This window comes from Ruegeria sp. AP7, from assembly GCF_056539905.1.
In genome coordinates this window covers 1-13,541 of the sequence record NZ_JBQFVT010000003.1, presented here as the reverse complement: position 1 = coordinate 13,541, position 13,541 = coordinate 1, and the positions used below count along the sequence as shown (strand labels likewise).

The following is a 13,541-nucleotide window of genomic DNA, read 5'->3' as shown; positions in this document are numbered from 1 at the left end:
TGATATTGAAGCAAGCTAGGCCAGACCGCGACGGCATCGTCGACAACGCGATCCTCATATTCGTTGCTTCTTGGCGACTACGGAAACCGCCCAACGCAGCACTCTTTAGCGCACACAAATGCGGAGCAGAACTTCACGGAACATATCGTTCCGGCTTCGGAGACTGAATACTCTCCAAATACTCAGCAATTTCGATAAGTCTGGAAGGAATTTGCGTAACCAAACCGTTGCCCGTATCGAATTCGACAGCAGGGCCGTCATTCAATTCGGTGATTATCGGCATGTCATCGCGAGGTTCTTGTACTTTCAAGTAACCGTCTAAGATCGACATGACCTCCAACATGGGCCACACACCCCCTCTGCGTTCGGAAATCCTTGTTAAATCAGCAGGCACTGTTTTCAAGTCAGCTGCGTCAGGTCCTTTCCCGGATGCATCGTTTCCGTGACATCTGGCGCAATGCTCAACAAAGAGGTCTTTACCAAGGTCCGAAAACTCCTCGGCCGCAGATATCGTTGCAACCGAAGAAATGCCCATGCTTGCAACGATCATGAAGTACCTCATAAGCCGGAGGTCCTTTGCTAAACGAGAGTTCACTACAACAAAAATGGACCGACATCTTCCCCCCGGTCAACGTCGGTCCTTTACCATATAACATTTGCTATCCTGTGGCCCAAAACCGATTGATGGGGACAGGCAGCAACGAGCTCAGAACAGCTTTACCATTTAACATTCGAAATTTAGCATGTGAAAGCGCTCAGCTCTTTGACATAAATCATATGTCAACTCGCATTTAGCCAGAACTGGGCTCGACTTTCCAATTCGGCCAAAAGATTTTGAGAGACTGCTTACGCCTAGCTGACCACAGCGCTTCACAATGCTAGGCCTGCAATAGTCACCGGGTCAAAAAAGGTGCAAGTCCAGAACACCGGCAAACGATCAATTGCTGACCTAGCGCCAAAAACACTAATCTACTGTTGGATGCTTTCTAAGAAAAACAATAACCCTGCCAACTCGCGCGGTGTGGGCGTCAAGATACCCTCGATTTCAACCGGAACCAGGTCTTCCGCCATTTCCCCGCCAAATTCCGGCATAACCCGAGCAAGATGGCTGTTTCCCGGGTCGCCATAGATGTAGCTTAGGGCCCGTGCTTGAGGGAAAGTGCCTCCGTTCTTCGCGCTCAGTGTTGTCAAATCTGTTGGCGCAACGGAAAGACCGCCGCTTGCCGGGCCACCGCCTCTGCCGTCCACACCATGACAAGAACTACAGTTTTCTGAGAAAAAGGCTGCCCCATCAGCGCGTGTGGGCATGACGTCGGCGTCAGGATACAGATCTGTACACGACGCTGTGGCCAGAGTAAAAAATCCAGCCGATAATGTAACCCACCTTGTAGCGTGCATGCTCTACCCCGTTTTTTGTTCAGCCTACGGTCCAATGTAGAACATGGCAATGACAGCAACTGTGTTTAAGAATCAGGAAGGGTCAACTTTACAGACTCTTACACGAACTTGGACATTGCCGCTCACCAAGGGGGGGTGAAAGCTATTTCTAGACCTTCTGTCTGCGGGCATTTCACTTTTGAGAATCTAAGCAGAGTATTCAACAATCAGGATTGGGAGATCCAAACATGCTGGAAGCTTCGTCCCGAATAGTTTGGCTCGAAGCGATAGGGGCTGTCCTAATGATCGTACTTGGGTCCGGGCTGCACTTTGCATTTGTTTTGCTTGGAAGTTGGACACCAATGGCGCTTGTGGCAGCTGTCAACGAGTCAATTTGGGAACACTTAAAACTGGCTTTTTGGCCAGGCTTGTTTTGGGCCTGCCTAATGCCGCTTCCACCCCGACTTACAAGAAGGGACGTATTTAGTGCTAAAGGAGTTAGCCTCGCAATTACTGCTATTTTGATTGTAATAGTATTCACAGCATACACAGCGATACTTGAGCGCAACTTTTTGTTGATTGATATTGGAATATTTGTTGCAGCAATTTGAATCGGCCAGATCGTGTCAATTCTGCTGCTTGCTTACGAAGATCAAATACCTACACTCATTCATGTATTCGGCTTGTTTCTCCTTGGGGTTCAAGTCGTCGCCTATAGTACCCTAACATTTTTCCCTCTTAATCACTGGCTGTTCATTGAAGCACAATCTGGCACGATAGGTATTCCTGCCCGTTAGATGGACAGTCGGTCCTATTGGTGACGCATGCTTGCATCCCCATGAATTTCAAAGACGATTTTCCCAAGCTTGACGGGTGCTAAACAGGGCGTTTGAGTAGAGGTATGGACCGTTGGATTTCGGAGTCGATTGCCAAGATCAATGCAGATGCTCACCGCTCTGCCGATACGCACCTTTTCAAGCTACCCGTTCGGGGGCTGAAGGGCGTAGACATCTATCTCAAGGATGAAAGTACACATCCCACTGGCAGCCTCAAGCACAGGCTGGCACGCTCGCTTTTCCTTTATGCGCTTGTAAACGGGAAAATAAGGGAAGGGACACGTGTAATCGAAGCCTCGTCTGGCAGCACTGCCGTTTCAGAAGCTTACTTCGCCCGTATGATCGGAGTGCCTTTTACCGCGGTTCTCCCAAAATCTACCGCCAAGAGCAAAATCGACCTAATCCGGTTCCAAGGTGGGGAAATCCACTTCGTCGATGCGGCGCCGGACATGCACCAGGCCTCGGTTGAACTGGCAGCTGAAGTCGGTGGCTACTTCATGGATCAGTTTACGTACGCCGAGCGGGCGACGGATTGGAGAGGAAACAACAACATTGCAGAAAGCCTTTTTCGCCAGATGGAACGAGAGCCACATCCAATTCCATCGGTAATTGTGATGAGCGCGGGAACTGGCGGAACTTCAGCAACGCTGGGGCGGTACATTCGCTACAAAGGCTTTAATAGTGAATTGGTTGTTGTGGACCCCGAAAACTCAGTGTTTTTTGATAGCTTTCGAACTGGAGACAGGACCCTGACCCGCCCCTGTTCAAGTCGTATTGAAGGTATCGGACGTCCCAAGGTAGAAAAGTCATTTTTGGCAGATGTAATCGACCGTATGATCCAAGTGCCCGATGCGGCAAGCATTGCGACAATGCTCTGGCTTGAAGATCGGATCAGGCGGCGGGCAGGCCCATCAACAGGCACAAACCTTTGGGGCGCTTTGCAAGTTGCGCAAGAGATGGAGGCTGCCGGACGATCTGGCTCCATTGTCACTATTCTGTGTGACGACGGAAACCGTTATCTCGACACCTACTACGATCCGGAATGGGTGATGGAAAACTTCGGCGAAACCGCCTCTTACGAAGCTACTTTGGCAGGATATCACTGAATTCAAACGATGAGGAAAGCATGAAAAGAGTGAAATCTTTGTTTGCAGCGCTTCTGGCATCGATGGTCGCCGCAATGTTTTGCGCCACAACAGTTTTCGCCGCCTCCCAGGAAGCACAACAGATCATCGAAAGAGCTGCCGCTGATTGCAAAGACTTCGAGAATGGAGAGTTCGATCAGGGTGACGCTGTGACCGAGATCGAGCTGCGCTCCCAGTTTGGCACGGTTAAGGCTGAACTCGTAGATGAAAGCCAGTATTCCTGTTCTTCTGCTGCCTCTATGTACTGCGGAACAGGGGGGTGCATGCTCAATCTTATCGTCGACGGTGAGATCATGTCGTGGCAGGCAACGGGTTGGCGTTTTATTGACTGGGGGCCTGACCGTATACTGCTTATTGGACGAGACGGTGGTTGGTGCGGAGGCGCAGGAGCCGAGGTTTGTTACGAGGCGCTAGTTTGGAGCAATGGGAAGATTTTAACCGTTGGTTCGGCGCCAGAGTAAGCCCGCGCAGCGCTAGCGGGTGTTTTACGCGCCTGGCCTAATCGGCCAGAACTTCTGGACCGAGATTGATCTGATCGAGGGCGCGTCCCTTATTTAGAAACTCGACGAAACCAATTTGAAGTTTGAGTTTCAGAGTTTGCCAATTTTCGACAAGATCTGAAAGCTGGTTGACTGACACCAAGAGAATGAAACAATAAACTGAGCAATGACACGGAGAACGAAGATACTGTTGGCGTTCACCGTATTGACGGTGGGGTTATGCATGTTCCTAGCGGGACGTGCGGTCGAACGTTACCAATATGAGGAGGCCTGCCTAGACTTGGGCGGAGGTCGCCATCCTGGAGATTACCCGATTTGCGTTTTGGAACAGCGTTCTAACTGACGGACGCGTCTCAGTCACGCCGCGATTGGAACAAAGAAGCTACGAGCACAACGACGCCAATTGCTGTGAGAATGAAAGTCAGCGGCAAAAAAAAGCTTTCTTGCAGAACGCCGTTTGGGTCGACACCGCCATAAAACAGGTGCTCTGAAAGCCCACTTAGTGCTGCAAGGAAAAGGATGACGATACCAAAAAGGCGAAGTTTGGTCATGTCAGGTCTCCTAGGGAATGGGCCAATAGTTAGCATCGTTTTTCATACCTGTGCATTGAGGAACCTAATTCTTCAATACCTTGATTGCATCGCAATCCAGCCTTCGGCAGGTATAATGCGAAGATGACAAGAGATATTGAAGCAAACGCTCAGAAAATCGCTGATGCCCTGAGCTCTGCCCAGCAGATATCTAAACTGTCTTCAGAGGCAGAACGGCTAACGCTGGATGACGCATATTCGATTGCAAGTCGCGTCCGAGAGCTTCAGGGCAAAAAGAGAGTCGGCCGAAAAGTCGGCTTCACGAACCGCACGATTTGGCCTGTTTATGGTGTGGATCAACCCATTTGGGGAGAGGTCCACGCAGATGGGCTGTTTTCGACTGATCAGCCGGTAAACTTGGCAAGGTATTCAGAACCGAGAATCGAACCAGAAATCGTACTAGGCCTTGGCTATGTCCCGACGGCTGAAATGAACAATGAGCAGTTGGCAGGTTGCGTGGAGTGGGTCGCTCCGGGATTTGAAATTGTTCAATCGATTTATCCCAAATGGAAATTCTCGGTCGAAGACTCAATCGCAGCACAAGGACTGCACGGCTGCCTTGTTCTTGGCGACAAAATCGCGGCGACGCATGATGTTTTGATCGGCTTGGCCGAAGTGCCACTAGCATTGTTCAAGGGCACCGAGGCTATCGAGTCCGGCAAGGGGGAAAACGCGCTTGGAGGCCCAATTGAAGTCCTGGCTCATCTTGTGTCTCTGCTCTCCGAAGCCGACCAGCTTCAGGGAGGCGAGCTGGTTACAACCGGTACTTTGACAGACGCATGGCCAGTGTCTCCGGGTGAAGAATGGTCAGCTGGTTTTGGTGGCGTGATGGACACCGAGCTATCAGTACGATTTACATGAGGCTTTGGTAGAGTGGTGACGCCGACTGCACCAAAGAAAAGTTACTCTCAATAGCTGACCATGATGGTCTTCCACTGGTTTCATCAATTCTGGGATGAAAGTTACACCATGCTATCCAAATCAGATTACATGATGTTTCTCAGGCACCCCGCCTGGCTATGGATCAAGAAACACGCCAGGCATCTGTTGCCGCCGATTGACCCTTCATTGCAAGCGCGTTTTGACGAGGGGCACGCGTTTGAGCCTTATGCTGAGGAGCTATTTAGTGATCTCGTTCGCCTCGGTTTTTCAGATTTTTCAGAATACCAAGCTCTGCCCGCGCGCACTCTGGATGCTTGGAGAGATGGTGCGAACGCCGTGGCACAGGGACGCTATGAAGATGGAACCATAACTTGCATCTCCGACATCGTGAGCCGCAATGGCGATGGGTACGTTCTGACAGAGATCAAGAGCGGGACATCTGCAAAGCCCGAACATACTTTTGATCTCGCATTCCAGCGTGTCGTGCTTGAGGCAGCCGGGTTCCCCATTGTGCGCTGCGAAGTGGCACATGTGAACCGTGATTACGTCAGAAACGGCGAAATCAATCCGCGAGAGCTTGTCAGCATCACCGACATCACTGGTGCGGTGACTGAGCAGCTCGAAAAAACACGCACGCGTATCGATCAGGCATTGAGCGTCGTTGCCAGTGGTACGATGCCTGATCCGTCCCCCGAACGTGCGCGATTAAAATCCTACGCTGAATGGTTGGACATTCGCGAAAAACTTGACCCTCCAATCGTGCAAGACAGCATCCACCGCCTTCCGTTCATGAACGCGGAAAAAGCCTCCGAACTAATCGCACACGGGATCACAAAGATTGACGAGATCAGTGATCCATCTGTGTTGGGCAAGTCGACGCAACGCTACTTGAGAGCAGTGGCAAACGGTGCACGCACTATCGATCATCAGGAGTTAAGCAGGTTTCTGAGCGAGATTGTCTATCCGGTTTATTATTTTGACTACGAGACGTCTCAGAGTTTGCTGCCACCCTGGGACGGAACGCGTCCCTATCAGCAAGTCGCTTTCCAGTACTCCTTGCATATCCAGCATGAGCCTGGCGGAGAAAACGAGCACAGGGAGTATCTCCACCGTGACTCCAGTAATCCGATGCCAGCCTTGCTTAAAAGACTTCGTGAGGACATGGGAGACGTCGGTTCTGTAATGGTTTGGTATGCGCCGTTCGAGAAATCGCGCAATACGGAGATGGCGGAGACTTATCCAGAGCACGCAGAGTTTCTGGAAGGCCTAAATGCACGGGTTGTAGATCTTATGAAGCCGTTTGCGGATGAAGTGATCAACGATCCCGCGTTCAGGGGAAGCGCCTCTATCAAGGCCGTTCTTCCTGCGTTTTTGCCAGAACTTTCATACGATGATCTGGATATCAAAGAGGGAGCAAGCGCGTCTCGCCTTTGGAAGGACGTAACACTGACCGAACCGGATGATCCAGCGCGCGAGAAGGTCTATTCTGGTCTTGTGGCGTATTGCACGCGCGACACCTGGGCGATGGTCGAAATACATCGGGAATTGCTGGCGATGTGAGGTGTGCCCCGAACCTCAAAACAACTGGCGGTGCTGCTCCCCTCCGAGACTAGGCGATTTGCCGGAGTTACGGCGCCCCCAAGACTTAATCTTGCCACTCCAACCGATACAAAACGTGGTGACCACGTAGACCTTTCAGGAGTCTGGGTTCTATTTCACAAAAAGAGAAATCGGTTCGTCCTCCGACCATGGCGCGAGTCGCATCTGAAACGAGTACTTCAAAGGATAACGGCATCCAAGGACTTTGGATGTTCCGTTATTGCCTCCCAACCATCTTCGGTGATTATGAAACTGTCGCCAATCTGCGCACGAAATGTATCGACTGACACTGAACCATCAACAGCGAAAACCATCCCTGGCTGCAACACTGTCGTGTCGCCGGTGATGAGCTGTGGTTTCTCCAAAAAGCTATAGCCGGTCGCGCGACCACACCGGAACGGGTATTCAAAACCCGCCCCCTGGATAACCTCGGCATAGGCGGTATGCACACTTTCGGCGGTCACACCTGGGCGCAGCTCTGCTAGTGCGGCGGCCTGACTTGCCACGGCAACCTCATAGATATTCTCTTGTTGTTTGTCCGCCACCTCACCAATCCAAAAGGTGCGGTCAAAACCCAGTTTGAAGCGGTGAAAATTAGTCATGCCGCAAAAGCACAAAAACACCGGCTCGCCTCGTTTCATGATCCGTGTTGAGGCGCGATGATGGGTTTTGGTGATGGTGTCGCCCGACGCCATTATTTGCAGAAAATGAGTGTTGGGCGACATGTCCGCGTCATCGTAATGCGCCACTAAAAGCTCGGCGGCCTTTCGTGTTCCAGCCTGGGACGTGGCAATCGCAACTTCGAACTCCGGCACTCCGTCTGCAATGGCGTCGCGTCCGGCGTCCATCATAGCGCTTGCAACTTGCCCGGCATGCCGGGCCAATTGAAGTTCCTGGGCGGATTTTATCATTCGCATTTCAGCCAATATCGGTGTGGCGCTGACCAGGTTTTCCACCGGGACCAACGTTTCCAGATATGTCCGCACAACAGGCGGCATGTGATCAGGCTCGATCCCGACGCGCTTTGCCATTTTGACCGCTTGAGGCAGTTCCGATCTCCACTCTTCGCCCATACCGTCATTCCAGGCCGCGATACGATCAACATGAGCGGCCGAACGTGCGGCATTCAGGTCTATTGTCGGCGTGATCAACAGGCTTTCACCTGACTTGTGCACAACCAGGATGGTTGGACGCCCGAACTCCATATGCAGGTAGTCATAGTAGCCCGTCAGATAATAAACGTTGTCGTCATCGGTGATGAGAGCAACGTCGATTCCGGCTTCTTGCATATGAGTGCGAAAGCTTTTCATCCTCGAGGCAAACATCGTCAGTCTCCATCCTGAAGGTATCAGTTGAACTTCTCGAATTGAGTTGCGTGATCGAGACCGTAGAGCACGTTTGGTCCACAGTCTATAAAAGCAAAATCAAGCACCTGTCTTGACGCTTCGCCTGCATTTCATCGGAATTACTTCTCTGATCACTGACTTTCCCGTTAAAGCCTATCATCAAGCTTCACGCATACGGTGATACGCCGCCGTAAGTAAAATAGCAGCGCTATCTGCGACCTACCTCCAAAGCCATTTCCCTCAGGTGTCGCATATCAGTACCGCAGCAACCGCCAAACACCCTGATAGACGGGTTTTCCCGCAGGACATCCGCAATTTCTTGGCCGAGCTGCGCGGGATCTCCTTCATCCAAGGTATCGGCCTCATCCAATTCTGCGTGCGAACAACTTGATGCATTGGCAACAACACCTTTGAGCCTTGGATGCGCGTTGAGCGCGTCGGCAAAGTGCGTCGGGTGTGCGCAGTTGACCATGTGGAACAGAGCTGCGCCGTCTGTTTCTGCTTCGATCTGGTCTATGGCATCAACAAGTTTTGTGCCGTCAGCCAAACAGCCATCGGTTTCGACGACCAATGACAAAATGATGGGTAAACCAATATCTCTTGCAGCCAGAACACAGCCAGCAGCCTCGCTTAGGCGGTTGAACGTGTACGCGGTCACCAGATCAACACTGGTTTCTTTCAGAACAGCGAGTTGCACACTGTGGTAGCTGCGCGCCTGTTCAACTGTCATGGGTGGGATGTCAGCGTAAGGATCGTATCTTGGGCCAACGCAGGCGGAAACCAAAACGTCTTCCCGCCCAGAAGCATTGCGCACCTCCTCCATCAGTGCGACACCATCCTTGTTTACCTCACGAAGACGTTCAGCATCGTAGCCCAAAGGTGCAGCACGGTCGGCATTGGCCATCCATGTCGGTGCGTCGAGAATGCACCCAACACCCATATCGCCGGCCAATTGCACGAGCGCTTGCATTTGTCCGGCCAGAACAGCCCGGGTGTCAGGCTTCTCCAGCAAGGGAAACGACGCAAAACCCGGAAGCTCGATACCGTGATTAAAAATCAGGTCCGTACCTGTACCTGCATAAACCAAAAATTTCTTGTCACCCTCGCCTGGAAGTCTCCGCGCCATTTTGCCCCCCTCGAACACCGGCATTACTCCGCATCCACAATAACAATGATCAGATCTTCTGCAAAACTGAGGTGTTTACTTGTCCGTTCGGACGCTTTCTGCATTTGCGGTATCGGCTAGGCATATCTAGGCGCGAACCACCGGAGATTCTGAACAAGCGTGGCTGTACCGTTCTAACCTTGAACATCGAGTGTCGAATCGTCTCACTATGTGAGACCTACAGCATGCTGACCAACCCTCCAAATAAGTTGCTTCAGTCATTTGGGCACACGTTAAGCTAGAAGGTTCCCAGAACTACGCGGTGAATCTCGGGCTGCCGCGCGCTCCGTCTTGACACGGTGGCCCTAACTGGTTCAGCTTCCGGTCATGACGTATACACGCATCCACTGCCATCGAATATCGGCCTGAGGTCGATAACCCACGCGAAATCCGTGGGAGGCAGCATTGGTATGCGGGCGAGGCTTATATCCTTGTAATTGCTCCAGATTAGAGTGCACGAGTCGGTTCGATTCCGACGCCTCCTACCATCCTCAGGAGGTGTCCTACATGGCGGACGACGTTACGAACGCAATTGATTTCAACGACATCAAGCAATCGGTCGAGGAGAGCCTCGGACGCACACCCGAAGGCTGGTCCGGCTTGGTCACAAAGCTTTTCACGGAGGTTAAGGAATACTGCGATCTGAAGGGTGCCACCTACCCCTTTGTCCTCCAGATCAAGGAGAAGCTGGGAGAGCTCCGCATCTACCACAGGTGTGATGATCGACACATCCAGTCGATGATCGCTGAGACGATTGCGCGTGCAAATCAGAGCTGTGAACGATGAGGGAATAGTGCCGGGACCCAACTTCTGGACGGCTGGTACAAGACACTTTGTTGTTGGTGCGGGCATGATGTCGCGAGCAAGCGCCATCCGGAACGGCACCGGCTGTTTGGCGTTCAAAAGAAGCCCATTCGAGATCAAATGACGTGCTCGGTCTGTGGCTTTTTCGCTCAGATCGACCGAACGGATGACCGTAATCGGTGCCCCGCGTGCGTGAAGAAGGAATGGTGATGACCGCCGAACAACAAGTGACCTTCGAAAAGATCATGGAAGCCTACGATGACGAGGACTACGCCCGGAAGCTCATGAATACGGGCTCGCTGGCCACCGGTCATGTCCCGCCGATTGCCCTTTGCCATATCCCGGGAGGGGTCTTCCATCTCAACAAGACCAAGTTCTGGAGAATGTGACTGATGGATGATGTCGAAAAGAGCTGGAAGGAATTCCGGGAAAAGGTCCGAGGTGTGATCGAGGACCATGGAGCGCCAGATGATCTCCGCTCATTTGACGCCTGGTACGCCGAAGAGATGCGTTTGGTGATGGCGCACAACTACCCAGCCCCGCACGTCTCTGACGTAACATGGTCGACCGAGGGTCTGCATGTCGAGTGTGATGACCTCGAAGTGGTCGACCGTATGATGACTGCTATGGCGGAGGTTTCACACGATCTCAAAGAGGCGCGCGCCCGGAGGTCAGTGATGAGCAGTGTTGTCAACTGGAACGATATTCATGGAAGCGTCTTAAAGCAGCTTGGTGAGCATCGTGCCGGGTGGGCGAAGCAGCTTACGCTTGCACTTGAGAAAGTGAAGAGGTTGATCGACGAGCAGCCCGACCTGTTTGGTGATGAACACCCGTCCATCGTTCAGATCAAACAGAAATGGGGAGGCTTGCGCGTCTATGAGGGCCCGGGCTGCAACCAGGCTACGAGTGAAGAGATTCAATGGCGTGTCGATCAGATTGAGCAGACCTGTGAAGGTTGTTCTAATTCTGCCCAACGCCAGAACATCATTGGGTTTGTGACGACGCTTTGCAGCTGGTGCTACAATGACGCTCTGCGGCGGCGATTTGAGGGCGCCGAAGAAACCTGGCCCGACAGCCTGAGGCTAGACATTGTGGAAAACTATCCAGACCTCGTTTCTCCGGATTGCGCATCTCTTGTTCCTGCTGTCGGAAAGGGCTGGCTCGTCGTGATTTCGCAAGCACTCCACAAGCTTTCCTTCAGTCAGGATTTCAGGGCACTGGACCCTGGAGCTATTCAGATCTCGGATATTAAGAAAGGCCAAGATGGCAAGATTTGCATCGGTTTCAGTCGACACCACGATCTCATTCAGGAGTACGCTGACTGGATGGAATTTCGATGCGGTGTGACGTGTGAAGAGTGTGGCCACGTTGGTGACGTCGTTCGGACAACCGACGGGTCTCAAGCGCTTTGTTCTCACTGTTACTGTACTCGGGAGAAGTCTGATGGGTGATGACGACGACGTTGAGGTGGACGAAGAGACGATGCGTTTGCTGAAGTTATTGGAAGCTGAAATCGCGGCCGGTCGAGCAAAACCAACCAAGCCGATCAGCGCAGATGAGATCCGGGCACGCAAGATTGCTGAGCCGAAGGGTAAGGCAGATGAGTAACGAGACTACAGGAGAGGAAATCCCAATTTTCGTGATCTGCGAGACTTCGGTGAACGGCAAGCTTCGAAAGATCGAAGGAAAACAGAGCACCGTAAAACCGAACAAGATCTTAGTCTTGACGATCAGTGTCGAGGATGTTGAGCGATGACAGATGATTTTTCAGAAGAAGAGATCTTCGGGCGCCCGTTACAGGATGTTCCTCTGGATGACTTGATTGCGGAACTTCAAGCCCGTCGTAAAGAGGGGCCGGAAGTCTGGCTAGCATTGCGCAAAATGATTTTCGAGCAAATCGCCGATTTTGCAAAACGTCCGCCCGATGCGCCAAAGTGGCGGGACGAGTGGGTCAAAGAGAACACCTGGAATTTAGTGACTGACGACGATGATGTCGAAATCACTGAAGGCAGTGGCAACGTTTTTGACGACCTCGGGATCGAAGACCCCAGGAAGAAGACTTAGTGATGGAGCTAGAGCATTTCAGCTTGATCTTATCCGCAGTGATCATTGTCGCGTTGGCGGTCTACGTCAGACACATCGTCCGCACCGCTGGAAAAGATCGCGAAGTCGATCCAGAGCAAGTGCAAAGGATCATACGAGATCTGGACTACAGCCACCTGGACCGAGTGATGAACTGGCGAAGGAAGAGGTAGCGGGATGTTGAAGGTGGTTGTCTATGTTGGTGATCAAGAGGTCGCCCGAGCTGTGGCTGAGAACGATTCAGAACTAGCGGACGTGTCCGATTACAATATCCAAATGAACGAACGGGCCGCTAAACAGCTGGGCATTCAAGAAAGAGGTCTCGGCGGCCGGATTAAAGGCCACCCTCGAAATCTGACGGTTTGGGCGCTCGTCCGCAAGATCGCAGACCTTTGGCTTGCGGGGATCGGCGCGGGCGAAGAAGGTGTTGAGGCAGAGCTGCTGCCGATGATCCGCAAGTCAATCCGCGAACTAGATGAGAGGGTCGAAAAGGAAACGAACCAAAGCGAAGATTGGAATGCTGTGATCAAGCAGATTTCTGATGACGAGCCGTATTCCCTGGGCTTCTACGCTGACAAATTTGAGTCGTGGACAGCGGACGAGATTGAAACTCTTCGATGTGATTTGGTTGAGACAGCCACAGAGGAAGAACTAATGGCCGAGGTCGAACGCCGGCGAAGAGCCGGTCTACTGCCCAAGGAGGTCTCGAATGATGGCTTCTCAGATCTGGTTGATGATCTCTGGGGCAAACTCGATACAGACCCAGACCGCTAGTAAAGCTTACCTGCCGCCATTACCCAATATTTAACATACGAAGTATTATATGGCGACTGTCGTTGTAGTAGTGCGCGCTTCTTCTAAGCGCCTCTCCTGCTAGGAACCAAAGCGCCCCGGATAAGCACATCCCCAACACTGCTCTGCGGAACCATGTACTATCAGTCTCTGTGATGAGCATGGTTGACCGCAACCAGACCAAACCGGACATTCGCAACAAGACTGTGCAACTGCCGAGATGCGGACGAAGCGGACCCTGATGGTAACAGACTGAACGTCAGCTTCTGGCATTGCTGCGTGTGCTCTTCATACAGAGCAATTTAAAACTGGCGGTTGTTTCGAGCAAACTTACAATGCCGGGTAACTTTTTTGTTCTATCTTGTTCTTTGCGACAAGAATTGCATGTTCCCGCTCTATGACCTTTTCCCAATCGCCTTGCGC

The 13,541-nt window shown here is 52.0% G+C and carries 17 protein-coding genes and 1 tRNA gene; 13 read left to right on the top strand and 5 right to left on the bottom strand.

The genetic code is table 11. From position 1 onward, the window contains the following. Positions 1-133: 133 nt before the first annotated feature. Together ACR0KN_RS07225 and ACR0KN_RS07220 are read right to left on the bottom strand one after the other, a co-directional pair. Positions 134-550 carry a c-type cytochrome gene (locus tag ACR0KN_RS07225; protein WP_170547476.1) on the bottom strand — a complete coding sequence of 139 codons (417 nt, stop codon included), beginning with the start codon at positions 548-550 and terminating at the stop codon, positions 134-136. 419 nt (positions 551-969) lie between these two features. After that, positions 970-1,308 (bottom strand): c-type cytochrome, encoded by a 339-nt coding sequence (locus ACR0KN_RS07220; RefSeq protein ID WP_480652961.1) that lies wholly within the window; start codon positions 1,306-1,308, stop codon positions 970-972. A 317-nt stretch (positions 1,309-1,625) separates the two neighbouring features. On the opposite strand from ACR0KN_RS07220, the gene ACR0KN_RS07215 reads away from it, so the two are divergent. The 3 genes from ACR0KN_RS07215 to ACR0KN_RS07205 all read left to right on the top strand — a co-directional run bounded on the left by ACR0KN_RS07215 (position 1,626) and on the right by ACR0KN_RS07205 (position 3,819). Further along, complete coding sequence (locus ACR0KN_RS07215) at positions 1,626-1,988, top strand: DUF6512 family protein (RefSeq protein WP_480652452.1); 363 nt, start codon at positions 1,626-1,628, stop codon at positions 1,986-1,988. Between the two features lie 290 nt (positions 1,989-2,278). Continuing rightward, entirely contained in the window at positions 2,279-3,319 is a 1,041-nt protein-coding gene (locus ACR0KN_RS07210; protein WP_480652450.1) for a PLP-dependent cysteine synthase family protein, read from the top strand. A 20-nt stretch (positions 3,320-3,339) separates the two neighbouring features. Next, complete coding sequence (locus ACR0KN_RS07205; RefSeq protein WP_170547470.1) at positions 3,340-3,819, top strand: hypothetical protein; 480 nt, start codon at positions 3,340-3,342, stop codon at positions 3,817-3,819. 392 nt (positions 3,820-4,211) lie between these two features. Here the strand turns inward: ACR0KN_RS07205 and ACR0KN_RS07200 are convergent, their stop codons facing one another. Beyond that, positions 4,212-4,409 (bottom strand): DUF3955 domain-containing protein, encoded by a 198-nt coding sequence (locus ACR0KN_RS07200; protein ID WP_480652448.1) that lies wholly within the window; start codon positions 4,407-4,409, stop codon positions 4,212-4,214. A 123-nt stretch (positions 4,410-4,532) separates the two neighbouring features. Here ACR0KN_RS07200 and ACR0KN_RS07195 point away from each other — a divergent pair, with 123 nt between their 5' ends. Beyond that, positions 4,533-5,309 carry a 2-keto-4-pentenoate hydratase gene (locus ACR0KN_RS07195; protein ID WP_480652446.1) on the top strand — a complete coding sequence of 259 codons (777 nt, stop codon included), beginning with the start codon at positions 4,533-4,535 and terminating at the stop codon, positions 5,307-5,309. A gap of 60 nt (positions 5,310-5,369) precedes the next feature. Next, entirely contained in the window at positions 5,370-6,890 is a 1,521-nt protein-coding gene (locus tag ACR0KN_RS07190; RefSeq protein WP_480652444.1) for a DUF2779 domain-containing protein, read from the top strand. 218 nt (positions 6,891-7,108) lie between these two features. On the opposite strand, the gene ACR0KN_RS07185 is transcribed toward ACR0KN_RS07190, so the two are convergent. Together ACR0KN_RS07185 and ACR0KN_RS07180 are read right to left on the bottom strand one after the other, a co-directional pair. Then, positions 7,109-8,239, bottom strand: a complete 1,131-nt coding sequence (locus tag ACR0KN_RS07185) for a M24 family metallopeptidase (protein ID WP_480652442.1) — start codon at positions 8,237-8,239, stop codon at positions 7,109-7,111. A 244-nt stretch (positions 8,240-8,483) separates the two neighbouring features. Further along, entirely contained in the window at positions 8,484-9,401 is a 918-nt protein-coding gene (locus ACR0KN_RS07180) for a homocysteine S-methyltransferase family protein (protein WP_480422615.1), read from the bottom strand. A gap of 433 nt (positions 9,402-9,834) precedes the next feature. On the opposite strand from ACR0KN_RS07180, the gene ACR0KN_RS07175 reads away from it, so the two are divergent. From ACR0KN_RS07175 to ACR0KN_RS07140, 8 genes are all read left to right on the top strand, one after another. Then, positions 9,835-9,928, top strand: a tRNA-OTHER gene (locus ACR0KN_RS07175). Positions 9,929-9,947: 19 nt separating this feature from the next. Beyond that, a complete protein-coding gene (locus tag ACR0KN_RS07170) occupies positions 9,948-10,226 on the top strand; it encodes a hypothetical protein (protein ID WP_480652440.1) in 279 nt (92 codons plus the stop codon). A gap of 227 nt (positions 10,227-10,453) precedes the next feature. After that, a complete protein-coding gene (locus ACR0KN_RS07165) occupies positions 10,454-10,633 on the top strand; it encodes a hypothetical protein (RefSeq protein WP_480652438.1) in 180 nt (59 codons plus the stop codon). A gap of 3 nt (positions 10,634-10,636) precedes the next feature. After that, positions 10,637-11,695 carry a hypothetical protein gene (locus ACR0KN_RS07160; protein ID WP_480652436.1) on the top strand — a complete coding sequence of 353 codons (1,059 nt, stop codon included), beginning with the start codon at positions 10,637-10,639 and terminating at the stop codon, positions 11,693-11,695. Continuing rightward, on the top strand, positions 11,688-11,852 hold the full coding sequence (locus ACR0KN_RS07155; protein ID WP_480652434.1) for a hypothetical protein: 165 nt from the start codon (positions 11,688-11,690) through the stop codon (positions 11,850-11,852). The genes ACR0KN_RS07160 and ACR0KN_RS07155 overlap by 8 nt, the downstream gene beginning before the upstream one ends. Next, on the top strand, positions 11,845-12,000 hold the full coding sequence (locus ACR0KN_RS07150) for a hypothetical protein (protein ID WP_480652432.1): 156 nt from the start codon (positions 11,845-11,847) through the stop codon (positions 11,998-12,000). Before ACR0KN_RS07155 ends, ACR0KN_RS07150 begins: the two co-directional genes overlap by 8 nt. Continuing rightward, positions 11,997-12,308 carry a hypothetical protein gene (locus tag ACR0KN_RS07145; protein ID WP_480652430.1) on the top strand — a complete coding sequence of 104 codons (312 nt, stop codon included), beginning with the start codon at positions 11,997-11,999 and terminating at the stop codon, positions 12,306-12,308. The genes ACR0KN_RS07150 and ACR0KN_RS07145 overlap by 4 nt, the downstream gene beginning before the upstream one ends. 195 nt (positions 12,309-12,503) lie before the next feature. Next, positions 12,504-13,100 carry a hypothetical protein gene (locus ACR0KN_RS07140; protein WP_480652428.1) on the top strand — a complete coding sequence of 199 codons (597 nt, stop codon included), beginning with the start codon at positions 12,504-12,506 and terminating at the stop codon, positions 13,098-13,100. Positions 13,101-13,541: the final 441 nt, after the last annotated feature.